This is a genomic window from Pseudogemmobacter hezensis (assembly GCF_013155295.1).
GTDB classification, from domain to species: domain Bacteria; phylum Pseudomonadota; class Alphaproteobacteria; order Rhodobacterales; family Rhodobacteraceae; genus Pseudogemmobacter; species Pseudogemmobacter hezensis.
This window is the reverse complement of sequence record NZ_JABJXT010000002.1, coordinates 136842-159217: the sequence shown is the minus strand read 5'-3', so window position 1 is coordinate 159217 and position 22376 is coordinate 136842. Positions and strand designations below refer to the sequence as shown.

The 22376-nt window shown below is 65.2% G+C and carries 25 protein-coding genes; 10 read left to right on the top strand and 15 right to left on the bottom strand.

The annotated features are described in order from the left end of the window. Positions 1-1000, bottom strand: a 1000-nt coding sequence (locus HOY34_RS02775; protein ID WP_253944152.1) for an A/G-specific adenine glycosylase, incomplete at its 3' end; no start/stop codon positions are given. 271 nt (positions 1001-1271) lie between these two features. Here HOY34_RS02775 and HOY34_RS02770 point away from each other — a divergent pair. The 3 genes from HOY34_RS02770 to HOY34_RS02760 are packed head-to-tail and all read left to right on the top strand — an operon-like array spanning position 1272 to position 3619. Further along, on the top strand, positions 1272-1808 hold the full coding sequence (locus tag HOY34_RS02770; RefSeq protein WP_172359802.1) for a DUF721 domain-containing protein: 537 nt from the start codon (positions 1272-1274) through the stop codon (positions 1806-1808). A gap of 11 nt (positions 1809-1819) precedes the next feature. After that, positions 1820-2485 carry a DsbA family protein gene (locus tag HOY34_RS02765; protein WP_172359801.1) on the top strand — a complete coding sequence of 222 codons (666 nt, stop codon included), beginning with the start codon at positions 1820-1822 and terminating at the stop codon, positions 2483-2485. Between the two features lie 6 nt (positions 2486-2491). Further along, the gene (locus HOY34_RS02760; protein ID WP_172359800.1) at positions 2492-3619 is read left to right on the top strand and encodes a CaiB/BaiF CoA transferase family protein; all 1128 of its coding nucleotides are present in this window, start codon (positions 2492-2494) and stop codon (positions 3617-3619) included. Between the two features lie 151 nt (positions 3620-3770). On the opposite strand, the gene HOY34_RS02755 is transcribed toward HOY34_RS02760, so the two are convergent. Beyond that, positions 3771-4175, bottom strand: coding sequence for a hypothetical protein (locus tag HOY34_RS02755; RefSeq protein WP_172359799.1), 405 nt, complete (start codon positions 4173-4175; stop codon positions 3771-3773). A 137-nt stretch (positions 4176-4312) separates the two neighbouring features. On the opposite strand from HOY34_RS02755, the gene hemF reads away from it, so the two are divergent. After that, entirely contained in the window at positions 4313-5179 is an 867-nt protein-coding gene (hemF, locus tag HOY34_RS02750; protein WP_172360011.1) for an oxygen-dependent coproporphyrinogen oxidase, read from the top strand. A 3-nt stretch (positions 5180-5182) separates the two neighbouring features. Beyond that, complete coding sequence (locus HOY34_RS02745) at positions 5183-5533, top strand: hypothetical protein (RefSeq protein ID WP_172359798.1); 351 nt, start codon at positions 5183-5185, stop codon at positions 5531-5533. A gap of 12 nt (positions 5534-5545) precedes the next feature. On the opposite strand, the gene hemE is transcribed toward HOY34_RS02745, so the two are convergent. Next, the gene (hemE, locus tag HOY34_RS02740) at positions 5546-6577 is read right to left on the bottom strand and encodes a uroporphyrinogen decarboxylase (RefSeq protein ID WP_172359797.1); all 1032 of its coding nucleotides are present in this window, start codon (positions 6575-6577) and stop codon (positions 5546-5548) included. 229 nt (positions 6578-6806) lie between these two features. On the opposite strand from hemE, the gene HOY34_RS02735 reads away from it, so the two are divergent. Continuing rightward, entirely contained in the window at positions 6807-7310 is a 504-nt protein-coding gene (locus tag HOY34_RS02735; RefSeq protein WP_172359796.1) for an ABZJ_00895 family protein, read from the top strand. Positions 7311-7436: 126 nt separating this feature from the next. Beyond that, positions 7437-8390, top strand: a complete 954-nt coding sequence (hemC, locus tag HOY34_RS02730; RefSeq protein WP_172359795.1) for a hydroxymethylbilane synthase — start codon at positions 7437-7439, stop codon at positions 8388-8390. 24 nt (positions 8391-8414) lie between these two features. Here the strand turns inward: hemC and HOY34_RS02725 are convergent, their stop codons facing one another. Next, complete coding sequence (locus tag HOY34_RS02725) at positions 8415-10922, bottom strand: ABC transporter permease (RefSeq protein ID WP_172359794.1); 2508 nt, start codon at positions 10920-10922, stop codon at positions 8415-8417. After that, complete coding sequence (locus HOY34_RS02720; RefSeq protein WP_172359793.1) at positions 10919-11632, bottom strand: ABC transporter ATP-binding protein; 714 nt, start codon at positions 11630-11632, stop codon at positions 10919-10921. Before HOY34_RS02720 ends, HOY34_RS02725 begins: the two co-directional genes overlap by 4 nt. 19 nt (positions 11633-11651) lie before the next feature. On the opposite strand from HOY34_RS02720, the gene HOY34_RS02715 reads away from it, so the two are divergent. After that, positions 11652-12344 carry an arylesterase gene (locus HOY34_RS02715; protein WP_172359792.1) on the top strand — a complete coding sequence of 231 codons (693 nt, stop codon included), beginning with the start codon at positions 11652-11654 and terminating at the stop codon, positions 12342-12344. 7 nt (positions 12345-12351) lie between these two features. Here the strand turns inward: HOY34_RS02715 and HOY34_RS02710 are convergent, their stop codons facing one another. Then, complete coding sequence (locus tag HOY34_RS02710; RefSeq protein WP_172359791.1) at positions 12352-13539, bottom strand: alpha-D-ribose 1-methylphosphonate 5-triphosphate diphosphatase; 1188 nt, start codon at positions 13537-13539, stop codon at positions 12352-12354. Between the two features lie 154 nt (positions 13540-13693). Here HOY34_RS02710 and HOY34_RS02705 point away from each other — a divergent pair, with 154 nt between their 5' ends. Beyond that, positions 13694-14383 (top strand): DUF1045 domain-containing protein, encoded by a 690-nt coding sequence (locus HOY34_RS02705; protein WP_172359790.1) that lies wholly within the window; start codon positions 13694-13696, stop codon positions 14381-14383. Here HOY34_RS02705 and phnN read toward each other — a convergent pair. From phnN to phnG, 7 genes are all read right to left on the bottom strand, one after another. Continuing rightward, on the bottom strand, positions 14365-14907 hold the full coding sequence (gene phnN, locus HOY34_RS02700; RefSeq protein WP_172359789.1) for a phosphonate metabolism protein/1,5-bisphosphokinase (PRPP-forming) PhnN: 543 nt from the start codon (positions 14905-14907) through the stop codon (positions 14365-14367). The genes HOY34_RS02705 and phnN overlap by 19 nt on opposite strands. Positions 14908-14915: 8 nt before the next feature. Beyond that, positions 14916-15599, bottom strand: a complete 684-nt coding sequence (gene phnL / locus HOY34_RS02695) for a phosphonate C-P lyase system protein PhnL (protein WP_172359788.1) — start codon at positions 15597-15599, stop codon at positions 14916-14918. A gap of 4 nt (positions 15600-15603) precedes the next feature. After that, positions 15604-16377, bottom strand: coding sequence for a phosphonate C-P lyase system protein PhnK (gene phnK / locus HOY34_RS02690; protein ID WP_172359787.1), 774 nt, complete (start codon positions 16375-16377; stop codon positions 15604-15606). 14 nt (positions 16378-16391) lie between these two features. Further along, complete coding sequence (locus HOY34_RS02685) at positions 16392-17252, bottom strand: alpha-D-ribose 1-methylphosphonate 5-phosphate C-P-lyase PhnJ (protein ID WP_172359786.1); 861 nt, start codon at positions 17250-17252, stop codon at positions 16392-16394. 85 nt (positions 17253-17337) lie between these two features. After that, complete coding sequence (locus HOY34_RS02680; RefSeq protein ID WP_172359785.1) at positions 17338-18426, bottom strand: carbon-phosphorus lyase complex subunit; 1089 nt, start codon at positions 18424-18426, stop codon at positions 17338-17340. Then, positions 18426-19010 carry a phosphonate C-P lyase system protein PhnH gene (phnH, locus tag HOY34_RS02675; RefSeq protein WP_172359784.1) on the bottom strand — a complete coding sequence of 195 codons (585 nt, stop codon included), beginning with the start codon at positions 19008-19010 and terminating at the stop codon, positions 18426-18428. Before phnH ends, HOY34_RS02680 begins: the two co-directional genes overlap by 1 nt. After that, the gene (phnG, locus tag HOY34_RS02670) at positions 19007-19477 is read right to left on the bottom strand and encodes a phosphonate C-P lyase system protein PhnG (RefSeq protein WP_172359783.1); all 471 of its coding nucleotides are present in this window, start codon (positions 19475-19477) and stop codon (positions 19007-19009) included. The genes phnH and phnG overlap by 4 nt, the downstream gene beginning before the upstream one ends. Before the next feature lie 136 nt (positions 19478-19613). Between phnG and phnF the strand changes: the two genes are divergently transcribed. Next, entirely contained in the window at positions 19614-20330 is a 717-nt protein-coding gene (phnF, locus tag HOY34_RS02665) for a phosphonate metabolism transcriptional regulator PhnF (protein ID WP_172359782.1), read from the top strand. On the opposite strand, the gene HOY34_RS02660 is transcribed toward phnF, so the two are convergent. After that, positions 20327-20944 carry an LbetaH domain-containing protein gene (locus tag HOY34_RS02660; RefSeq protein WP_172359781.1) on the bottom strand — a complete coding sequence of 206 codons (618 nt, stop codon included), beginning with the start codon at positions 20942-20944 and terminating at the stop codon, positions 20327-20329. The two genes, phnF and HOY34_RS02660, sit on opposite strands and share 4 nt — an antisense overlap. A 93-nt stretch (positions 20945-21037) precedes the next feature. Then, on the bottom strand, positions 21038-22375 hold the full coding sequence (phnE, locus tag HOY34_RS02655; protein ID WP_172359780.1) for a phosphonate ABC transporter, permease protein PhnE: 1338 nt from the start codon (positions 22373-22375) through the stop codon (positions 21038-21040). Between the last annotated feature and the right edge of the window lies 1 nt (position 22376).

The following is a 22376-nucleotide window of genomic DNA, read 5'->3' as shown; positions in this document are numbered from 1 at the left end:
CCCCCCCCCCCCCCCCCCCCCCCCCCCCCCCCCCCCCCCCCCCCCCCCCCCCCCCCCCCCCCCCCCCCCCCCCCCCCCCCCCCCCCCCCCCCCCCCCCCCCCCCCCGGCCCCGGCACCGCCGGACTGCGTCCGGCGGTGCCGGCCTGCCTCTGGCTGGCTGGCCCGCCCCTGATCCCAGCCGTCGCCGGGAAGGCCAAGCATGCCCCCCAGCATGCCCTGCTCAGGCCGCCGCTCGAGCAGCCATCCTGAGGGTGTGCGCAAAAGCCATACCGTTCCCTGCCGCAGGGGTTTGTCGGCCTTGGGCATCTTTCGCGGCAGGGATGCCTGTTCGCCCGTGGCCCGTGCCTTGCAGGGGTGCATCCAGGGGCAGATGCCGCAGGCAGGCGAGCGGGGCGTGCAGATCGTTGCCCCCAGATCCATAACCGCCTGGGCGTAATCGCCCGGGCGCAGCTTTGGGGTCAACTGGGCCGCAAGCGCGGTCAGCTCTGGTTTTGCCTTTGGCAGCGGTGTGGTCACCAGAAAGAGGCGCGACATCACCCGCTCGACATTGCCATCGACCACAACGGCGGGGGCATCAAAGGCAATCGCCGCGATTGCCGCCGCTGTATATGGGCCAACCCCTGGCAGCGTCAGAAGGCCCTCATATGTCTGGGGGAAACCGCCTCTTTCGACCACGGCCCGGGCGCATTTCAAGAGGTTTCGGGCCCGGGCATAATAGCCAAGGCCCGCCCATTCGGCCATCACCGCCTCATCCGGGGCCGCCGCCAGCGCCGCGACATCGGGCCAAAGCTGGGTAAACCGCTCAAAATAGCTGCGCACCGCCGCGACCGTTGTTTGCTGCAGCATCACCTCTGAGAGCCAGACGCGATAAGGATCAGGCCGCACGCCTTCGCGGCGCTGATCCGGGCCGATCCGCCAGGGCATCTGGCGTGCATTCCGGTCATACCAGGCCAGCAGGCTCATGCTTGGCTCTGCATTGCCCATATCGCTGTTGCCCATATATGTATTGCCTGCATCGGGCCCCGGTTGTGGGCGTCGCATATTTGCCTCGCTGCCCTCTGGAATGGTGCTGGCCCGCTCTGGCTGGCTGTTTCTTACAGGGCTGTCACGCAAGATTTATGCTCTCTGCTCGTTCACGGGCTTTCCGTGCGCTTGGGTTCCTCTAAGATAGAGACAGAGCCCGCTTCGGGGAACCGTCTGCATCACCTTTCTGCAGCGCCCCGGGTCTGGCCCGTCATAAATGTCTGAACAGCCGGAGACGATGCCCCATATGGCGCGCAAACCCGCCGCCCCTCCTTCTTATGAACACCGCCGTCGCGGGTTCGAGCCCGCTTTTTCGCTGGTCTCAAACCAGGTGCGCGGCGCCGGAGAGGCACGTGGTTTCGCCGTCGCCCGTCTTGTGACCCATTGGGCCGAGACGGTGGGCGAGGATCTGGCCAGGATCACCCGCCCGGTTAAAATCGGCTATACGCAAAACGGCATGGGCGCGACGCTCTCGCTGCTGGTCCAGGGGGCGCATGCGCCCATGGTCGGCATGCAGCTGGAAAAGATCCGCGAGCGCGTCAATGCCGTCTATGGCTATAACGCGATCTCGCGTGTGCATCTGACCCAGACGGCCAGCGCAGGTTTTGCCGAAGGCCAGGCGCAGTTCACCCATGCGCCCGCCCAGCCCGCGAAAGACCCCGAGACAGAGGTCCGGCTGGCCTCGGCGGCTGCGAAGCAGGCCGAGGGCGTTGGCGATCCGGGCCTTCGGGCCGCGCTTGAGCGACTGGCCCAAAATATATTATCACGCCCTGACAGAAAATAAGGACGACACCGATGACCACGATCAACCGCCGGCTGCTGCTTTCGATGGCTGCGACCCTTGCTGCCGCACCGGCCTTCGCCCAGGACGCCACCGCTGAGGCCCCTGCTGCTGACGCCCCGGCCGCGCCTGAGGCGGATGCGGCTGCGGCGCTGGCCCCGCGTGACTTCACGCTGGGCGATGAGGCTGCAAAGGTGAAAATCGTCGAATATGCAAGCTTCACCTGCCCGCATTGCGCCAACTTCCACGACACGGTCTTTAACAGGCTGAAGGCCGAATATATCGACACCGGCAAGGTGCATTTCACCCTGCGCGAGGTCTATTTTGACCGCTATGGCTTCTGGGCCGGGCTGATTGCCCGTTGCGATGACAACAAGCGCTATCTGGGCATCTCGGATATGGTCTTTTCGAAGCAGCGCGAATGGCTGAACTCGGATGATCCGACGGTGATCATGAACAACCTGCGCACCATCGGCCTGACCGCCGGGCTGACCAATGAGCAGCTGGACGCCTGCACCGCCAATGAGGCCTTTGGCGAAGAGATGCTGAAGCAGTTCAACGCCAATATGGCCGCAGACAGCATCACCGGCACGCCGACCGTCATTCTGGATGGCACCAAGGTTGACAACTGGGCCTGGGACAATCTGAAGTCCCTGATCGACGCCAAACTGGAAGGCTGATCCAATATGTCCGCGCCGCTTGAAGGCATCCGCGTCATTGAACTGGCGCGGATATTGGCTGGCCCCTGGGCGGGCCAGATCCTCGCCGATCTGGGCGCGGAAGTGATCAAGGTCGAGGCCCCGGAAGGCGATGATACCCGCCGCTGGGGCCCCCCCTTCATCACCCATGAAGGTGAGACCTCGGCCGCCTATTTCCATTGCTGCAACCGTGGCAAGAAAAGTGTGACCGCAGATTTCCGCGAGCCCGCCGATCAGGCGCGGGTGCGTGAGCTGATCCGCACCGCTGATGTGGTGATCGAGAATTTCAAGCTGGGCGGGCTGAGGAAATACGGGCTGGATTATGACAGCCTGAAAGAGATCAATCCGGGGCTGATCTATTGCTCGATCACCGGGTTCGGCCAGACCGGGCCCTATGCGCATCGGGCGGGCTATGATTTCATCATCCAGGGCATGGCCGGGCTGATGTCGGTCACGGGCCCCGCCGATGGCCAGCCGCAAAAGGTGGGCGTGGCGGTGACGGATGTGTTTACCGGGATCTATGCGTCAAACGCGATCATGGCGGCGCTGATCCAGCGCGGGCGTACGGGTCTTGGACAACATGTCGATATGGCGCTGATGGATGTGGCGACCTCGATCATGGCGAACCAGGCGATGAATTACCTGGCCACAGGCGTTGCGCCGCAGAAAATGGGCAATGCGCATCCCAATCTTGCGCCCTATGCGGTGTTTGACTGCCTGGACGGCTGGCTGATCCTGGCGATTGGCAATGACGGGCAATTCCGCAAACTGTGTGATCTGCTGGGGCTGGCGGGGCTTGGAACGGATCCGGCCTATTTGACCAATGCCGACCGGGTGAAAAACCGCGAGGCCCTGACGGCACAGCTGACCGCGGCGACGCAGGCGATGACCAAAGCCGAGCTGCTGGCCGCCTGTGAGGCGCATGGCGTGCCCGCCGGGCCGATCAATGACATGGCCGAGGTCTTCGCCGATCCGCAGATCATCGCGCGCGCCATGCAGATCGCGCCGGGCGGTGTGCCGGGCGTGCGAAATCCGATGAGTTTTTCCGGGGCAGAGCTGTCTTTGGACAATCCCTCGCCCCGTCTTGGGCAGCATCAGGACGAGATTTTCGGCTGAGGTTCCAGGGGATTACCCTGAGTGGAAGCCCGGTCAGCCGCGCCGGGCATTGTGTTAAACCGCGAGCGGGGGGCCTGCCCCCCGGCGCCCTTGCAGGGCGCTCCCCCCGGGATATTTTCGGACAGATGAAAGGCCCGGGGTGGCTGCGGCCTTATTCGGGATAGGCGGCGCGGCACTGGGAGATGACGGATTGGGCCCGGATTATGTGCTGGCGCTGCTTGTCTTTCAGCTGGGCCAGCTGTTTGGCCTCTTGTGCGAGGTCGATTGTGCGCGGCCTGGTGCGGGTTTCCGTGTCCCAGGTGCGGCAGGTGGTTGAGACAGGCCGCGGCGTCGGGTCTTCTTTGGTGCCGGGGATATAGCGGATGCAGGGCTGCCAGTCGGGGACGGTGACCTCGTAGCGGTCGATTGCATAGCCGCGGTCGAGATTGCCCTGGGTCTCGGCGATCAGCTTTTCCACCGTCCGCAGATCGCGGGTATTGCGGCTGATACATTGCTCTTGCGGCGTGCCACAGGCGGCAAGCGTGGTCAGAACGAGGAGAGCAGCGGTGGTCTTCATGATGCGACTCGCAGGGGGTTGGGATTGGCGTCAGTCTTTCGCGGTGTCAGCTTACACCAGAGCGGGCCGGGGCCAAACGGGTTGGAGGCAGGGGCTGGCGGTGATAGGCAAAGGCTGGCCGAAGGGATGGTATGACAATGGGCAGTGATTTTCAGGAATACAAGACGCGGGCCTCGGAATGGTTTCGCAGTCTGCGCGACCGGATTGTGACCGCGTTTGAGGATCTTGAGGCGCGGACGGACTCGGATCTGCCTGCGGGGCGTTTTGAGGTCACCCCCACCAGCCGCGAAAACGATGGCGGCGGCGGTATCATGAGTGTGATGCGCGGCGGCCGGGTGTTCGAGAAGGTTGGCGTCAACTGGTCGGCGGTGCATGGCACCCTGGGTGAGCGGGCGCAAAAGGCCATGGCGGCGCGGGGCGTGCCTGGCATGGACAAAGATCCGCGCTTCTGGGCCAGTGGCATCAGCCTGGTGGCGCATATGCAAAACCCGCATTGCCCGGCGGTGCATATGAACACCCGCATGTTCTGGACGCCGGGTGCCTGGTGGTTCGGCGGCGGCGCCGATCTGAACCCCTGTCTGGAATATGAGGCCGATACCGCGCATTTCCACCGCGAGATGCAGGCCGCCTGTGACGCCCATGATCCGGGCTATTACGCGCGCTTCAAGCCCTGGGCGGATGAGTATTTCTTCATCCCGCATCGGGGCCGTGCCCGGGGCGTTGGTGGTATCTTTTACGATGATCTGAACAGCGGAAACTGGGAGGCTGATTTTGCCTTTACCCGTGCGGTGGGCGAAGCCTTTCTGCCCGCTTTCCTGCCGGTGACCGAACGCCATATCGGCCAGGCCTTCGGCGCGGCCGAGCGTGAGGCGCAGCTGGTTCATCGCGGGCTTTATGCGGAATATAACCTTGTCTATGACCGCGGCACCAAATTCGGCCTGGAGACCGGCCATGATGCCAATGCGGTGCTGATGTCGCTTCCCCCCCTGGCGAAATGGATCTGAGCCATGTCTGATATTACGGTCAAAGCGCTTTATGCCTCGGTGGTCGAGGATGAGGGCCTGCTTTTCATCGGCTTTGTCGAGGGCGAGGACGAAGATGAGCCCTATGTCATGTTCCGCCGCGACGTCGCTGGCGGCCCGGTCTGGTTCGAGGTCTCAGACGAAAGCCTTGGCGCCGAGGATGCGGTCGAAAGCGTCACGCAGACCGAGCGCGGGCTTTCGATCCTGATCGATCCGGCAAAGGCGCTGAAGATTGGCGCGGCGCGTGAGATCACGGTCAGGATCACCCCCGCGACCGAGAATGGCGAAGAGGCGACTGAGGCGCTGCGCGATATGCTGGGGCCGCGTTTTCTGTGATGGGGTGGGGGGTTACGCCCCCCGCACCGCGTCGATCATTCGCTGCACATTGTCGGGGCTGGCATCTGGGGTGATGCCATGGCCGAGATTGAAAATATGCGGGCCGCCCTGGAAGGCCTGCACGACCTTGCGGGTCTCGGTGACCAGATCCTCGCCGCCCTGAACCAGGTGATGGGGCGCCAGATTGCCCTGCACGCAGCCGTCTTTTTGCACATTTGCCGCCGCCCATTCGGGGCTGACCGAATTGTCAACCGCGACGCAATCGGCCCCGGTTTTATGGGCGAAACCGATATAGCCTTCGCCCGCCTCACGCGGGAAGGCGATGATCGGCAGGCCGGGGTGACGTTCGCGCAGGGCTGCGATGATGCGGGCGGTGGGGCGGACCGCGAAATCCTCGAAATCCTGGCCTTTCAGGCTGCCGGCCCAGCTGTCGAAGATCTTGATCACCTCGGCCCCGGCCTCGACCTGGGCTGAGAGATATTCGATGGTGGATGTGGTCAGCCGCTCGATCAGCGCCTCGAAGGTCGGGCGGTCTTCGGCTTTCAGGCGATGCGCCCCGGCCTGTTCCTCTTTGCCCCGGCCTGCGATCATATAGGTCGCAACCGTCCAGGGTGCGCCCGCAAAGCCGATCAGCGTGGTCTCAGATGGCAGCTCCTGTTTCAGGATCCGCAGCGTCTGGTAGATTGGCGCCAGCGTCTCATGGATCGCCTCATCGGGGCGCAGGGCGGCGACCTGATCCGGCGTGGTGGTGGTTTCCATCCGGGGGCCTTCTCCGGTCTCGAACCACAGCTTCGGCCCAAGAGCCTGGGGCAGCAGCAGGATATCAGCAAAGAGGATCGCCGCGTCAAAGCCATAGCGGCGGATCGGTTGCAGCGTGACCTCGGCGGCCAGATCGGAATTGTAGCACAGCGAGAGGAAATCGCCCGCCTCAGCCCTGGTGGCGCGGTATTCGGGCAGATAACGCCCCGCCTGACGCATCATCCAGATCGGTGGCACGGCCTGGCGCTCGCCTTTCAGGGCCCGCAGGATCTTTTTCTCGCTCATCACATACTCCGGCCTGGTCCCGGCAGAGGGTGTCCGGGATTGCTGCAAAGGGCCGTGCCCCGTCAGCCGCCACAAGTCAAGCAATCAGCCAGAAAAGGGGCGGAGGGCTGTGGCCGTTGGGCGGCCAGAGCGGGGCAGGTATGGAAAACGGGACAGTCGGTTGATATTTCATCGCACCCAGGTCAAAGCTGAGGCCCGCAAGATTTCCCGCAGAATTTATGGGTGACCTATGTCCGATTTTTCCGCCTCGCCCGTCGCCTCGCCGCGTCGTGTTTCAACGATAGCCGTTCTGGCGGTCTTTCTGATCGTTACCGTGTTGATTACGGTGGCGGCGGCGGTCCTTTATCTGATCCTTGATGCTGTGACCGGCGTCAGCACGTCGGGGGCAGCGATGGCCGGGGTCATTCCCATGGTGGCTGCAATGACGACAGGGGGTTTTTGGGCCAAACGCGAGGGCCGCCCGTCATCGGGCCGCCAGTGGTTCGTGGCCCTGCTGGCTGCCATTTTGACCGTCGTGCTGAACCTTGCGGTTGCCTGGTTTGCCATCCGGGGCGGCTTTGTGCCTGAACTGCGCAGCCAGGTCGCCATGAGCACCGAGGATATGCAGATCCTGGTCATTGTCGGTGCCGCTTTTGCCCTGATGTTCCTGCTGCTGATCCGCCTTGGGTTCTGGACGGGGATCAATGGCTGGGAAAAGCGCAACAAAAGCCTGCAGGACAAGCTGCGCAAGTGATCCCCCGGCGCGGCCCCTCAGCGGCCCCTGTCTGGCCCTTGGGCGGGCTGCCTGGCTGGTCGAAATCTGCCTTGTCGGATTGCGGTCTCCGTTGTCAGACGGGCGCCGCTTTGCTATCGGGCGGCTATGACATCTGATCTGAACATCCCCGCATTGCCCACCCCGGATCGCCCGCTGAAGATCGGCACCCGTGGCTCGCCGCTGGCCCTTTGGCAGGCGCATGAGGTGCGGCGCTGCCTGATGGCGGCCTTCGATCTGCCCGAAGCTGCCTTTGAGACGGTGGTGATCAAGGTCACCGGCGATCAGATCCAGGACAAGGCCCTGCGTGAGATCGGCGGCAAGGGCCTTTTCACCCGCGAGATCGAGGATGCGCTGCTCTCGGGCGAGATCGACATCGCCGTTCACTCGATGAAGGATATGCCGACCCTGCAGCCCGAGGGTCTGATCCTTGACTGCTACCTGGCGCGGGCCGATGTGCGCGATGCCTTTGTCTCACATAAATACGCCTCGATTGCCGAACTGCCGCAGGGCGCGGTGGTGGGCTCCTCCAGCCTGCGGCGGCGCGCGCAGCTGGCGCAGGTGCGCCCCGATCTGCAGCTGGTCGAGTTTCGCGGCAATGTGCAGACGCGGATGCGCAAGCTGGAAGAGGGGGTGGCGGATGCGACCTTCCTTGCGATGGCCGGGCTGGCGCGGCTGGGGATGCAGGATGTGGCGCGGTCTGCGATCTCGCCCGAGGACATGCTGCCCGCCGTCGCCCAGGGCGCAATCGGGGTCGAGCGTCGGCTGGATGATGCCCGGGTTGCCGCCATGCTGTCGCGCATCCATGACGCGCCGACCGGGCTGCAACTGGCGGCCGAGCGGGCCTTCCTGCTGCGCCTTGACGGCTCTTGCCAGACGCCGATTGCCGGACTTGCGGTTCTTGCGGGTGAGAGCCTGCATCTGCGCGGTGAGATCCTGCGCCCCGACGGCTCTGAGGTGATCCGGGATGAGATCACCGGCCCGGCCAGCCAGGGCGCAAGCCTTGGTGAGACGCTGGCGCAGCGCCTGCTGGCCCGTGCGCCTGCGGATTTCTTCGCCTGATACGGAGAGGGGGCTGTCGCCCCCTCAGCCCTCTTCGCGCAAAAGCCTTGCGGGTTTGACCTGCAGGGCGCGGCGGGCGAATACCAGCCCGGCCAGCAAAACCGCAACCACGCCGCCGATCACGATCAACAGCGCTGAGACGGGTTCGAACCGCCAGCTGCTTTCCATCACAAAGCGCATGACCGCCCAGCCGGACAGTGCCCCCGCGAATACCGCAACCAGCCCCGCTGCCGCGCCAAGGATTACCGCGCGCAGCGCGAAACTGGCCATGATGCGCCCGCGCGTGGCCCCCAGCACCTTAAGGATGGCGGCCTCGCGGGCGCGGCTGCGCTGGCCTGCGGCGGCGGTGCCGATCAGCACGGCGAACCCGGTCAGCAGCGTGCCAGCCGCCGCCCAGGCGGTGGCGGTGGCAATCGCTGACAATGCCTCGGATACGCGGTCGACCGCCTCGCGGATGCGGATCGCGGTGATGTTCGGCCAGTTTCCGGTGACCTCGCGCAGGATCGGGGCCTCGGCCTCGGGCGGGGCGTAGAGGGTGGCGATATGGCTGTGCGGTGCGCCTTTCAGCGCCGCCTCATTCATCACGATGACAAAGCCCATGCCCGCGTTCGAGAAGTCCACCTCGCGCAGCGAGGTGATGGTGCCCGTGATGTCGCGGCCCAGGATGTTCAGCGTGATCCGGTCGCCCAGACCGATGCCGGTCTCTTCGGCGACCTGGGCGGAAAGGCTGATCTGCGGCTCGCCGCTGTAATCTGCGGGCCACCATTCGCCGGCGGTCAGGCGGGTGCCCTCGGGCATCTCGCCTGCATAAGAGACGCCGCGATCGCCGCGAACGACCCAGTGATCGCCCGCCACCTCACGCGCCGGGCGCTCATTGATCTGGGTGACGACGCCGCGCAGCATGGGGGCAGATTCATATTCCGAGACCTGGGGGTTGGCCTTCGCCATCTCAAGGAAAGGGCCGATCTGATCAGGCTGGATGTCGACGAAGAAAAAGGCGGGTGCCCGGGTTGGCAGATCGCGGTCAATCGCGGCCCGCAGGTTCGCGTCGATCTGGCCCACAGCCGCCAGCACCGAAAGCCCAAGCCCCAGCGACAGCACGACCGGAAGCGCCTCGCTGCCAGGGCCGCCAATCGCCGCCAGCGCCGCCCGCAGGCCCGGCCGACCCCGGGCGATAGCCCCATGCGCCAGCCGCCGCGCCAGCCATTTCAGCCCCGCTGAGGCCAGCGTCAGCACCGCCAGCGCCGCCAGAATGCCACCCGCCGTGCCAAGCGCCAGCTCGGGAATGCCCGAGGTCAGAACCGCGATGATCAGCAACGCCAGCACCAGCGCCGCCAGCACAAAAAGCCAGCGCTTGCGCGGCCAGCCCGCCGCCCCGCCCCGGTAAAGGGTGGCAGCGCGGATTTTCTCGGCCCGGGCCAGCGGCAAAAGGGTGAAGATCAGCGCGGTGAAAGCGCCGTAGAACGCCGCCTCAAGCAGGGCGGCGGGCGCGATGCCGATCTTTGCCGGGAAAGGCAGCGAGGCCTCGATCCAGGGGGCGGCCAGCAGCGGCACACCCACCCCGATCACCAGCCCAAGCGCGATGCCGATCACGGTCAGCACGCCCACCTGGATCAGATAGGTGGTGAAGATCAGCCCCGAGCCTGCGCCCAGCGTTTTTAGCGTGGCGATGGTCTTTTCCTTGCCCTGCAGCCAGGCCCTGACCGCCGCCGAAATGCCAACCCCGCCGACCGCCAGGCCCGCCAGACCCACCAGCACGAGGAAGGATCCCATCCGGTCGATAAACCGCTCGATCCCAGGGGCGGGGCGGCGCGAATCCGTCCAGCGCAGGCCGGAATCAGGGAAGGCGGCCTTTGCGGCTTTCTCAAGCGCGTCCAGATCGGCGCCCGGGGGCAGCGCCAGGCGGTATTTCGTCTCGAACAGCGTGCCGGGGGCCAAAAGCCCCGATTGCGCCAGCGCAGGCGTCGCCACGATGGTGCGCGGCCCCAGCGAAAAGCTGTCAGCGCCGCTGTCAGGCTCATCCGTCAGGGCGGCCATCAGCACGAAGGATTGCGTCCCAAGCGTGAATCTATCGCCCGTTTTCAGCCCCAGCCGGTCGATCAGCAGCTGATCCATCACCGCGCCGGGCAGGCCGTTTTCGCCCGCCAGCGCCTGGTCGAGCGCGATTGCGGGCGCAAGCCCGACCGCGCCATAAAGCGGCCAGGCGGTGTCGATCGCCTTGACCTGGGTCAGCGCCTGATCCGCGTCCGTCAGCGCCATAGAGCGGAAATCGACGATCTCAGAGACGCGGCTGGCGTGCTGGGCCATAAAGCCCCGCTCGGCCTCATTGGCGAAACGATAGGTGAAGCGCAGCTCGGCATCGCCGCCTAAGAGAACCGCGCCCTGATCGGTCAGCCCGGCCTGGATCGAGGCCCTCAGCGTTGCCACCCCGGCAATCGCCGCCACCCCAAGCGCGAGGCAGATCAGAAACACCCGCAAGCCACGCAGCCCGCCGCGCAGCTCTCTCTTTGCGATACGGAACGCGAGGCTCATGCAGCGCCCCCGGCCTGGGCCAGGCCTGCGCCGCTTTGGTCGCTGACCACCTGGCCATCGGTCAGCCGGATCACCCGGTCGCAGCGATTGGCCAGCTCTGGCGCATGGGTGACCATGATCAGGGTCGAGCCGTCGCGGTCGCGCAGCGAAAACAACAGATCCATGATCGCCTGGCCATTCGCCCCATCCAGGTTTCCGGTCGGCTCATCGGCCAGCAACAGCGCCGGGCGGGTGACGATTGCGCGGGCAAGCGCGACGCGCTGCTGCTCGCCGCCCGACAGCTGCGCGGGATAGTGATCGCCGCGATGGCCAAGGCCGACGGCCTCCAGCTCGGATTTGGCGCGGGCGAAGGCGTCTTTATCGCCGCTCAGCTCCAGCGGCAGGGCGACGTTTTCCAGCGCGGTCATATTGGGGATCAGGTGGAAAGACTGGAAAACCACGCCCATATTGTCGCGCCGGAAGCGGGCCAGCTGGTCCTCATCCATCGCGCCCAGATCCTGACCAAGCGCCGTGACCTGGCCCGCGCTGGCGCGCTCCAACCCGCCCATCAGCATCAGAAGCGAGCTTTTGCCAGAGCCGGATGGCCCGGTCAGCGCCACCGTCTCGCCCCGGTTGACCTTTAACGAGATGCCCCGCAGAATCGTGATCGGTCCGGCATTGCCGTCCAGGGTAAGCCCGATATGGTCAAGTGAAAGGACGGTTCCGGTCATGCAAATTTTCCTGAGACGAATGGTTCAGAATGGGTATGCCGCATTGCGGCAGCTGCGCAACCTCACGTTTGCGTTGGTTTTGCCGGTTACCCCGGTTTTTGCGGCCGATCCGGTGGTGGTGGTGGCGCTTGGCGACAGTCTGACGGCGGGCTACGGGCTGCCCGATGGTGAGGGGTTCGTGCCGCAGCTGCAATCCTGGCTGGATCGCCAGGGCGCGGGGGCGATCATCCAGAATGCGGGTGTCTCGGGCGATACCACGGCGGGCGGGCTGTCGCGGCTGGACTGGGCGCTTGGCCCCGATGCTGATGCGCTGATCGTGACGCTGGGCGGCAATGACATGCTGCGCGGCATCCCGGTTGCCGAGGTTTCGCGCAATCTGGATGCGATCTTGCAAAAGGCCAAAGAGCGCGACCTGCCGGTGCTGCTGGTTGGGATGAAAGCGCCGCTGAACTGGGGGCCTGATTACAAGCGCGATTTCGATGCGCTTTACCCGGCGCTGGCGGAAAAATACGGGGCTCTGACCACCGGGAATTTCTTCGCAGGCCTGCTTGCGACCGGGGCAGACCCCTCAGATCCGGCGGCGCTGGCGGCCTGGATGCAGGGGGATGGCATTCACCCCAACGCAGCCGGGGTGACGCTGATTGTCGAGGGCCTGGGGCCCGATGTCCTGCGCCTGATCGCGGCCTCGGCCAAAGACCAGCCGCAGGAATAACGCCCTCTCAGCCCACGCGCTGGCCCGCAACCCAGGTGCCGCGCAGCGCGCCTGCGCTGCCGACCCGGTGCACGCGGATCAGATCGGCGCGTTTGCCGATGGCGATCTCGCCGCGATCCTCCAGCCCGGCGGCGCGGGCGGGGGCCTCGGTCACGGTGCGGATGCCGCGCGGCAGATCCCCCCAAAGATCGCCCAGCATCAGCGCCGCCGACAACAGCGCCGAGGGCACATAATCCGACGACAGGATATCCAGAAGATCGGCGCCCGCCAGCTCTGCCGCCGCTACATTGCCGGAATGCGAGCCGCCCCGGATCAGGTTCGGCGCGCCCATCATCACCAGAATGCCGTGGTCATGGCAGGCGCGGGCGGCCTCGGTCGTGGTGGGGAACTCGGCAAAGCTGACGCCTTTGGCGCAGCTGGTCGCCACCTGGTCCGCGGTGGTGTCATCATGGCTGGCGATCACCGCGCCATAGCGGCGGGCGGCAAGCACGGCGGCCTCTTCATGCGCCTGGCTGACGCGGGCGGACAGCGCCTGCTGGCTGGCGATGTGATCGGCGAATTGCGCCTCTGTCATGCCGCGCTTGCCCATCACATAATCGCGCAGCTTGGTGATGTCGCGGAACTGGCGCTGGCCGGGGGTGTGATCCATCAGGCTGACAATGCCGATACGGTCAGCGGGGCCGAACTTCCCCAGCTCTTCGATCAGCGTTTCCGAGCAGACCTCGGCCCGCAGATGCAGGCGGTGGCTGATCTTCAGCGCCCCCTGATCGCGCAGGCCCATGATCTCGGACGCCAGCGCCCGCGCATATTCGCCGTAACCCGCATTGTTCGACGAAAAGATCGAGCCCACCCGCAGCGCATCGAACACCGTGGTGATCCCGACCGAGGCCAACTCGGCATCATGGGCGATGATCGCCGCCGCATGGGGCCAGTCGACCCGGGGGCGCGGCTGCAGGTGACGCTCCAGGTTGTCGGTATGCAGCTCTACCAGGCCCGGCATCAGCAGATCGCCCTGCATATCCTCGGCCCCGGCCGGGGCAGCACTGCCGCCAATACCGCCGCCGATACCGCTGTCGATTCTGGCAATCAGCCCGTCACGGATCACGATATTGCCGGTGACGATCTCATCACGCAGAAGGATGCGGGCATTGGCCAGGATGGTCTCTGTTTTCGGGCTGATTTCGGGCAGGCTCATGGGGCGGCTCTTTTCAGGCAGATGTTAATAGGGGCAGATGGCAGGGCGATGTCACACCCGTGTGACGGTTTGCGGCCATGGTGGGCGGGATTCCCGAACACCTGTGCGCAGGCGGCCCGGAACAGACCGCAAAAGACCCGGAAAGGACCAGGACATGCGTGAATATCAAAGGTTTGCGGTCTATTACGCCCCCCGTCCGGGGGCCTTCGCATCGCGTGTGGCAAAGTGGCTGGGCTGGGATCCCGAGGCCGGGCAGCCGATTGCATATGAAGGGCCGCAGGCGCTGCCGCGCCCCCAGGCCGAACTGACCATGAGCCCGCGCAAATACGGTTTTCACGGCACGATCAGGGCGCCGTTCCGCCTGGGCGAGGGCGTTGACCGGGCCGCCCTTTCGGGGGCACTGGCCGCGCTGGCCGCCCGGCTGGCGCCGGTGGTGATGCCCGGGCTTGAGCTGCGGCAGCTGGGCGGCTTCCTTGCGCTGGTGCCGCAGGGTGATGAGAGCGCGCTGATGGCCCTGGGGGCCGAGGTGGTGACGGCGCTGGATGGGCTGCGTGCGCCGCTCAATGAGGCCGAGATCGCAAAGCGTCGCCCCGAGCGGCTGAACCCGCGTCAGCGGGAACTGCTGGCGGCCTGGGGCTATCCCTATGTTATGGAAGAGTTTCGCTTCCATCTGACGCTGTCGGATGATCTGCCCGGCCCAGAGGCGGCAGGGCTGGCGGCGGTGCTTGGCCCCTGGCTGCAGCCCGATCTGCCGCGCCCCTTTGAACTGGCGGATCTGTGCCTCTTTGGCGAGGATCATCAGGGCCGGTTCCACCTGCTGGAGCGTCATGCGCTGACCGGCTGAAGCGCGGTCAGAAACCGCGCGACCCCTTCTTCGGCGCTGCCATCATTGACGACGGTGACAACCGGCATCCCCGAGGGCAGCGGCAGCGCGGCCCGGGCCACCCGCCGTGCGACATCTGCCGCATCCTCACGCCCACGCGCCAGCAGGCGTGCGGCCAGGATCTCTGGCGGGGCGGTCACATGGATGACGATCAGCGCGGGCCACATCGCAGCGGCCTCTGAAAGCCCCACACGCGAGCCGTTGAACAGCACATCATGCCCATGGCTCAGTCCCTCCAGCGCCGCGCGCGGGATGCCATAAGACAGCCCATGCGCCCGCCAGCTAAGGGCAAAAGCGCCGGACTGCAGGCGGGTTGCAAATTCCGCGGGCGTGACACCCTCGAAATCCTCGCCCCCGGCGCTGGCCGGGCGGGTGATCACCCGGCGCACCACCGAAAGGCCGGGTCGGGCCGCCAGCGCCCCCTGGATCAGCGTGTCTTTGCCCGCGCCAGAGGGGCCGACGATGGCGAAAAGCCGTCCGGTCATGGGGCTTGTCATGCTGCAAGGCCCGGCGTGAATCCGGTCACATCCAGCACCCGGTCGCAGACCCGCTCACGGGCTTCGGTGTCGTGGAAAATGCCCAGGATCGCCGCGCCGCGCTGCTTTGCCTCTTCGATCAGCTGCAGCACGACCTCACGATTGGCCGCGTCCAGGCTGGCGGTCGGCTCATCCAGCAGCATCGCGGGGTAATCATGCACAAAACCCCGGGCGATGTTCACCCTTTGCTGCTCGCCGCCCGAGAAGGTGGTCGGCGACAGCTGCCACAGCCGTTCAGGCAGGTTCAGCCGCGAAAGCAGCTCTGCCGCCCGCGCCCGCGCCTGGTCGGCCGGGATGCCCAGCGTCAAAAGCGGCTCTGCCACCACGTCCAGCGTCGGCACCCGTGGTACCACCCGCAGGAACTGGCTGACATAGCCCAGCACCTGCCGCCGCAGCGCCAGGATTTCCCGCGGGCTGGCGCGGGCCACGTCGGTCGCGCCAACCAAAATCTCACCCGAGGCGGCCAGGTAATTGCCGTGGATCATCCGCATCAGCGTCGATTTTCCTGCCCCCGAGCGCCCGGCCAGGGACACGCATTCGCCCGGGCTGACGGTCAGATCCACCCCCTGCATCACCGGAATCACCGCGCCCCCCTGATTATGCAGGGTAAAGGTTTTCGAAACGTTTCTGAGTGTAATCATAGCATCAGACCTGCAAAACCGAGGAGACAAGAAGCTGGGTATAGCCGTGCTGCGGATCATCAAGTACCTGATCGGTCACGCCCTGTTCCACCACCTGGCCCGATTTCATCACCATCAGCCGATGCGCCAGCAGCCGCACGACGGCCAGGTCATGCGTGACCAGCACGACCGACAGCCCCAGATCGCGCACCAGCCCGCGCAAAAGATCCAAAAGCCGCGCCTGGACAGAGACATCCAGGCCCCCGGTCGGCTCATCCATGAAAACCAGCCTTGGCGCGGTGACCAGATTGCGGGCGATCTGCAGCCTTTGCTGCATGCCGCCCGAAAACGCCGAAGGGCGGTCATCAATCCGCGCCCCGGCAATCTCGACCCGCCCCAGCCAGTCCAGCCCGGTTTCGCGGATCTGGCCATAGTTTCGCGCCCCGACCGCCATCAGCCGCTCGCCAATATTGCCGCCGGCGGAAATGCCCATGCGCAACCCGTCCCGCGGATTCTGATGCACAAAGGCCTGCTCGGTGCGCGACAGCCGTCGCCGCTCTGGCTCGGACATGGCCAGCAGGTCGCGGCCGTCAAAATGGATTTCACCGCGATCAGGTTGCTGATGCCCGGCCAGACAGGAAAGCAGCGTCGACTTGCCGGACCCGCTTTCGCCCACAATGCCCAGCACCTCGCCCGGCCAGAGGTCGAAAGACACATCCGTGCAGCCGATCCGCGTGCCGTAATACTTCGCAAGACCCCGCACCGACAGCAAAGGCGCGGCCTCGGGCCGGGTGTTCATTTGCATCCTTTCCATCATGCGGCCCCGCTTTGCTGGGCATTGCTGCGCGTGCTGCAAAAATCGGTGTCCGAGCATACGAACATCCGCCCGCCCTGATCATCGGTGATCACCTCATCGAGATAGCTTTCGCATGAGCCGCAGATCTCGCAGGCATGATCGGCTTTTGAGGCCTGGAACGGGTGATCCTCGAAATCGAGGCTGACCACCTTTGTCCAGGGTGGCAGCGCATGGATACGCGCCTCGCGCCCGGCCCCGAAAAGCTGGATCGCAGGGCAATCCGACAGTTTCGGGTTGTCGAATTTCGGGATTGGCGAAGGGGTCATCACATAGCGCCCCTCGGCCATAACGGGCCAGGCATAGGCGGTTGCGATTTCACCATGGCGGGCAATGTCTTCGTAAAGCTTGACATGCATCAGGCCATATTCCTCCAGGGCATGCATGCGGCGCGTTTCGGTTTCGCGCGGCTCCAGAAAGCGCAGAGGCTCGGGGATTGGCACCTGATAGACGAGGATCTGATCCTCCTTCAGCGGGGTTTCCGGGATGCGGTGACGGGTCTGGATGACGGTTGCCTCGGTCGTGGTCTCGGTTGTTGCCACACCTGCAACTCGCTGAAAAAACTTGCGGATCGAGACGGCATTCGTGGTGTCATCGGCCCCCTGATCGATCACCTTCAGACGATCTTCGGGCACAAGGCAGGCTGCGGACACCTGCACCCCACCCGTTCCCCAGCCATAGGGCATCGGCATCTCGCGCGGCGCGAAGGGCACCTGATAGCCCGGCACCGCCAGCGCCTTCAGGATCGCGCGGCGCAGCATGCGTTTGGTTTGCTCATCCAGATAGGCAAAATTGTAGTTGTCAGCAGATGCGACGTTCATTTTCGCCCCCCCGCCGGCTGAAGGGCCCCGGGTCTGGGCAAGCCACGCAGGTTCAAAAGCAGGGCGGCGGCGATTTGCACAGGCATTATTCTTCCTTCCCGGATGGGGTGATTGCGGCTGCACGCAGGCGTCGGACCAGCTCCAGTTCTGACTGGAAATCGACGTAATGCGGCAGTTTGATATGTTCGAGGAACCCGGTGGCCTGGATATTGTCGCAATGCGACAGCACGAATTCCTCGTCGCGGGCCGGGGCGGGGCTGTGGCTTTCGCCCAACTCTTTCCAGCGCAGCGCCCGATCGACCAGGCTCATCGACAGCGCCTTGCGCTCGCTTTGGCCAAAGACCAGACCATAGCCGCGGGTGAATTGCGGTGGCTCAGATTTCGAGCCGCCGAACTGGTTCACCGTCTCGCACTCCGACAGCTCGATCTCGCCGATCTCAATGGCAAAGCCCAGCTCGGGCAGTTCGGCCTCGACCGTGACCTGGCCAATGCGCAACTCGCCGACAAAGGCATGGGTGTTGCCATAGCCGCGCTGCGTCGAATAGGCGAGCGAGAGCAGAAACCCCTCATCGCCCCGCGCCAGCGCCTGCAGCCGCAGGGCGCGGTTGGCGGGCAGTTGCAGTGGGTTGCGGGTCAGATCGGGCGGTACCTCGTCGCCCGCGCCAGGGGCCTCAATCAGGCTTTCGCGGTTCAGAAAACCCATGACATGGGGCACGTTGTCCAGGCCCTCGGGGTTGGCGGAGGGGGCCTCCACAACATCCAGGCCCTCTGCGGCCAGCGCGAAATCCAGCAGGCGATGCGTGTAATCGAAGGTCGGGCCCAGCACCTGGCCGCCGGGCAGGTCACGATAGGTTGCCGAAATCCGCCGGATCACCGCCATTCGCGCTGTTTCAACCGGCAGCGAACTGCCAAAACGCGGCAAAGTGGTGCGATAGGCGCGGATCAGGAAAATCGCCTCGATCAGATCGCCCCGCGCCTGTTTAATCGCCAGCGCGGCAAGATCGGGGTCGTAAAGCGAGCCCTCGGCCATCACCCGATCAACCGACAGCTTCAGCTGTTCGCGGATCTGGGCGATGCTGAGCGCGGCAATCGCGGTATCGCCCCGGCGCTCTTCGGCCAGCCAGGCATGGGCATTGTCGATGGCCCGCTCGCCCCCTTTGACGGCAACATACATCAGCGGGCCTCCACGATGGTCGAGCGCGGCAGCCCGGCGATCTGCTCGCCTGCCGCAAAAAACGTATCAAACCCAAGCGGGTAAAGTTGGCGATTGGCCTGGAAGGCCGCGATTTCCGGCAGCGACAGCTGCGCCTCATGGCGGATGCCGGGGCCGGTCAGGCGCGGGCCATCCTGCGCCAGCGCGGTCAGTTCGACGATCAGAGTCGCGGCGCGGTCGGGATATTCGGGCGTGCCAATGGCAAAGCGGTCAACCGGGTTCAGCGCGGCCCAGGTGCCGATTGCGAAAAGCGCCTCATGCGCGGGGGCAAAGGGGGCGCCTGTGTGAAAGGTCAGCCAGGCCCGCAGCTCTGGCGTGTCATGCGAGGGGGCCAGCCAGAGCGGCGTCGTCTGATCCAGCAAGACCAGCGCCAGGGTGCCCGCCGCAGGCGAAAGGGGCGCGGGTGGCGTGGCCCCGCTGATTTTTTCCACCTGCCCGGGGCGTGCCATCGCCTGCATGATCGCACGGAAGGCGCGGGCCGATTGCTGGGGTGGATTGGAAAATCCACCGGATTCCAAAGGTTTGATGGTGGATTGCAGGGTCATTTGTCCTCTCCGCGCACCAGGGTGAAAAATTCGACGCGGGTTGCCGCAGCCTTGGCGGCGCGGGCCTGACGGCGGTCGGTTTCGGCTTTGGTCAGCGGGGTCAGGATGCGCTCGCGGATGCGGCTGGCCTCGGGCGTTTGCATCAGCGCGTCGATCAGGGCGGCGCGGCGGGCATGGGCGCGGTCGCGCCCCTGGACCAGGGCATGGCCCGTGGTGCCGCAGGGCAGATGCAGGGTCGCGCGGGTCACGGTGATCTCGCCCAGCGAAAAGGGGGCGCCGCTGGCATCGGTGCGGCCCTGAACCATCATCGTGCCGACCTCGGGGGCGCGCAGATCCTGGTGTTCTGGCAGCGGCTCTGGCAGCAGATTGGCCAGGCTGTCGGGGCGGGAGCGGGCCAGCAGGCCCATCCAGGTCCGGCGCTCGTCGGTGGTGAAGCCGGGGGGGGAAGTCTCGGTTTGCAAGCTCATGGCAGACATCTTTTCTGACTTGTCTACATTACTAGACAACTATACAAATAATGAGGCCGCCGCAGGTGACGTCAAGGCGAATGTTTTGCGAAACTTTGGTGACGCCAGTGGTGGAAGGCTGCGATAAGGGGGTGGCATGACGCGCACAGCTTTGTGGAAAGAGATCGCGGAAACCCTGGCGGATGAGATCGCGCGGGGGCATTTTCCGACCGGGGCGCGATTGCCGACCGAGGCTGAATTGTCCGCCCGTTTCGGGGTGAACCGCCACACCGTGCGCCACGCTTTGGCGGATCTGGCGGCGCGGGGGCTGGTTCATGCGCGGCGCGGCGCGGGGGTTTTTGTGCTGGGCCAGGCGGCAGAATATCCGCTGGGGCGACGGGTGCGCTTTCACCAGGCGATGGAGGCGGGCGGGCGGCTGCCGATGAAAGAGCTGACCCGGCGCGAGATACGCCTTGCCGACCCGGATGAGGCGGCGGCGCTGCAGCTGCAGGCGGGGGCGCAGGTCGTGGTGGTTGAGGGGCTTTCTTCGGCCGATGGGCAGCCGATTGCGGTGTTCCGCTCGGTCTTTCCGGCGGCGCGGTTTCCGGGGTTGTTGGAGGCCTTTGCGGGCGAAACCTCTATCACCCGGGCGCTGGCAGCCTGCGGCCTGGCCGATTACACTCGCGCCTCGACCAGGGTGTCGGCGCGGGCGGCGGGGGCGATGGTGGCGCTGGCCTTGCTCCTGCCCGAGGGGGCGCCGGTTTTGCGCACCACGGCGGTGAATGTGGATGCGGCGGGGGTGCCGGTTGAGTTCGGCACCACCTGGTTTGCCGGCGAGCGGGTGACGCTGACGGTCACGCCCGAGGGCATTTAGGCGCTGTATTTCTCCAGAAATTCCTCGGCCCGCAGCGCCCGGAAATCGGGCAGAACGTCGCGCAGGCGGGCGTGATCCCAGTCCCACCAGGCCAGTGCCAGCAGGCGCTCGATGATGGTGTCGTCAAAGCGCATGCGGATCAGTTTCGCGGTATTGCCGCCGACAATCGCGAAGGGGGGCACGTCTTTGGTGACCACCGCGCCCGAGGCCACGATTGCGCCTGCGCCCACGGTGACCTCGGGTTTGATGATCGCGCCATGGCCGATCCAGCAATCGGGGCCCAGCGTGGTGCGCCGCGCGGCGCGGGCGGCGAAGAACGCCGGGTCATCTTCGGCATCGTCGAAATACCAGGAGGAGCGATACAGGAAATGGTGCTGGGCGGCATTGGCGAATGGGTGGTCGGTCGGGCCGATCCGGGTCATGGCGGCGATATTGGCGAATTTTCCGACCGTGGTATTGGCGATGTCGGAAAGGCGCTCGGCATAGGCGTAATCGCCGAAGGTGGAGTTGAGGACGCGGGTGCCCTCGCCGATTTCGCAATAGCGGCCGAAGGTCGAGTTGGTGACCTGGGTGTTTGGGTGCAGGAAGGGTTGGTCTGGGCTGAGGCGGGGCATTGCTTTTGGGGCTTTCTGATGGGACAGGCCCCGCCCTTTGGTATCGGGCGGAGCCTCCGGCGGGGATATTTAAGGACAGATGAAAGGGGTTTTTTATTCACCCTTGATCAGTTTGCGGCGGATCCAGCCCGAGAGGCTGTCAAGCGCCATGACCATCAGGACGATCAGGATCATGTAATAGGCCACGTCCTCCCAGTCTTTTTGGGTGATGATGGCCTGGGTCAGCAAAAGCCCGATGCCGCCGCCGGTGATCGCGCCGATGACGGTGGCGGAACGGGTGTTTGACTCAAAGAGGTAGAGCACCTGGCTGAGCAGCACCGGCGTGACCTGGGGCAGCACGCCGAAGCGGGCGCGTTGCAGGGTGGTGGCACCTGTAGAGCGGATGCCCTCGGTCTGCTTTTCGTCGATGTTTTCAAGGGTTTCTGAGTAGAGTTTGCCGAAGGTTCCGGTGTCGGTGATCAGGATGGCCAGCGCCCCGGTCATGGGCCCTGGGCCAAAGGCGCGGGCGAGGACGATGGTCCAGATCAGCGCATCGACGCCGCGGATGAAGTCGAAGATCCGGCGCATCACGAAGCGCAGCGGCCCGAGCGGGTTGAAGTTGCGCGCCGCCATGAAGGCCAGCGGCAGCGCCACGAGGGCAGCGAGAAATGTGCCGATGAAGGCCATCAGCAGGGTCTCGAACAGCGCCCAGGCGACCTCGCCATGGTGCCACATTTTGTTGTTCCAGAACTCGGATGCCATATATCTGAGGTTGGAACGGTTCGGGTCGATGCGTTCGCCTGTGGTGGCGAGGGCGGCCAGTTCCAGCGGTGATTTCTGGAAGAAGGGGCTGTCGGCGGTGAAGAAGAACAGCGCCCAGCCGGCCTGGTAGCGGAAGGTTTCCACCTTTGAGCGCGAATAGTTGAAGCGGCCTGCCGGGGTGGTGACGGTGATCAGGCGATCCGAGGCGTTGATCCAGGAAGGCAGCGGCTGGGGCGCGTCGAGGATCAGCGACTGGCCATCTTCTGAGGGGCGGATGTCTATGGTGCCGTATTCGGGCACGATATAGCGGGCCCCCTGGTCGTCATAGGTGACGATATTGCCCTGGCCCAGGTCGATTGTGGTGACGCCATTGGTGACAGTGACCCAGTCGGGCAGCAGGCCGGGCGGATAGGCGCCTCGGTTTTCGCCGTCTTTTGAGATCGACAGATTGCCTGTGCGATTGTCGCGGGTGACATGGGTTTTATGGGCCCAGAAATCGGTCAGCAGCACGGCGGCATTGTCGGTTTTCGCCCGTGCCGCGATGCCGGGAATGTCGAAGGCGAAGAAGATCCAGGTCAGATAGGCAAGGATCACCCCTGGCACCAGGAAGGCCATCCGGCTGCGTCTGCGGAAGGTGGCCAGCAGGGCCTCGGTCGAAAGAGTATTGGGCGTGTTCAGGCTGATGGTCATG

Coding starts and splice junctions, on each gene's coding strand:
- HOY34_RS02770 (WP_172359802.1), top strand. CDS start 1,272: ATGGCGCGCAAACCCGCCGCCCCTCCTTCTTATGAACACCGCCGTCGC.
- HOY34_RS02765 (WP_172359801.1), top strand. CDS start 1,820: ATGACCACGATCAACCGCCGGCTGCTGCTTTCGATGGCTGCGACCCTT.
- HOY34_RS02760 (WP_172359800.1), top strand. CDS start 2,492: ATGTCCGCGCCGCTTGAAGGCATCCGCGTCATTGAACTGGCGCGGATA.
- HOY34_RS02755 (WP_172359799.1), bottom strand. CDS start 4,175: ATGAAGACCACCGCTGCTCTCCTCGTTCTGACCACGCTTGCCGCCTGT.
- hemF (WP_172360011.1), top strand. CDS start 4,313: ATGGGCAGTGATTTTCAGGAATACAAGACGCGGGCCTCGGAATGGTTT.
- HOY34_RS02745 (WP_172359798.1), top strand. CDS start 5,183: ATGTCTGATATTACGGTCAAAGCGCTTTATGCCTCGGTGGTCGAGGAT.
- hemE (WP_172359797.1), bottom strand. CDS start 6,577: ATGAGCGAGAAAAAGATCCTGCGGGCCCTGAAAGGCGAGCGCCAGGCC.
- HOY34_RS02735 (WP_172359796.1), top strand. CDS start 6,807: ATGTCCGATTTTTCCGCCTCGCCCGTCGCCTCGCCGCGTCGTGTTTCA.
- hemC (WP_172359795.1), top strand. CDS start 7,437: ATGACATCTGATCTGAACATCCCCGCATTGCCCACCCCGGATCGCCCG.
- HOY34_RS02725 (WP_172359794.1), bottom strand. CDS start 10,922: ATGAGCCTCGCGTTCCGTATCGCAAAGAGAGAGCTGCGCGGCGGGCTG.
- HOY34_RS02720 (WP_172359793.1), bottom strand. CDS start 11,632: ATGACCGGAACCGTCCTTTCACTTGACCATATCGGGCTTACCCTGGAC.
- HOY34_RS02715 (WP_172359792.1), top strand. CDS start 11,652: ATGGTTCAGAATGGGTATGCCGCATTGCGGCAGCTGCGCAACCTCACG.
- HOY34_RS02710 (WP_172359791.1), bottom strand. CDS start 13,539: ATGAGCCTGCCCGAAATCAGCCCGAAAACAGAGACCATCCTGGCCAAT.
- HOY34_RS02705 (WP_172359790.1), top strand. CDS start 13,694: ATGCGTGAATATCAAAGGTTTGCGGTCTATTACGCCCCCCGTCCGGGG.
- phnN (WP_172359789.1), bottom strand. CDS start 14,907: ATGACCGGACGGCTTTTCGCCATCGTCGGCCCCTCTGGCGCGGGCAAA.
- phnL (WP_172359788.1), bottom strand. CDS start 15,599: ATGATTACACTCAGAAACGTTTCGAAAACCTTTACCCTGCATAATCAG.
- phnK (WP_172359787.1), bottom strand. CDS start 16,377: ATGAACACCCGGCCCGAGGCCGCGCCTTTGCTGTCGGTGCGGGGTCTT.
- HOY34_RS02685 (WP_172359786.1), bottom strand. CDS start 17,252: ATGAACGTCGCATCTGCTGACAACTACAATTTTGCCTATCTGGATGAG.
- HOY34_RS02680 (WP_172359785.1), bottom strand. CDS start 18,426: ATGTATGTTGCCGTCAAAGGGGGCGAGCGGGCCATCGACAATGCCCAT.
- phnH (WP_172359784.1), bottom strand. CDS start 19,010: ATGACCCTGCAATCCACCATCAAACCTTTGGAATCCGGTGGATTTTCC.
- phnG (WP_172359783.1), bottom strand. CDS start 19,477: ATGAGCTTGCAAACCGAGACTTCCCCCCCCGGCTTCACCACCGACGAG.
- phnF (WP_172359782.1), top strand. CDS start 19,614: ATGACGCGCACAGCTTTGTGGAAAGAGATCGCGGAAACCCTGGCGGAT.
- HOY34_RS02660 (WP_172359781.1), bottom strand. CDS start 20,944: ATGCCCCGCCTCAGCCCAGACCAACCCTTCCTGCACCCAAACACCCAG.
- phnE (WP_172359780.1), bottom strand. CDS start 22,375: ATGACCATCAGCCTGAACACGCCCAATACTCTTTCGACCGAGGCCCTG.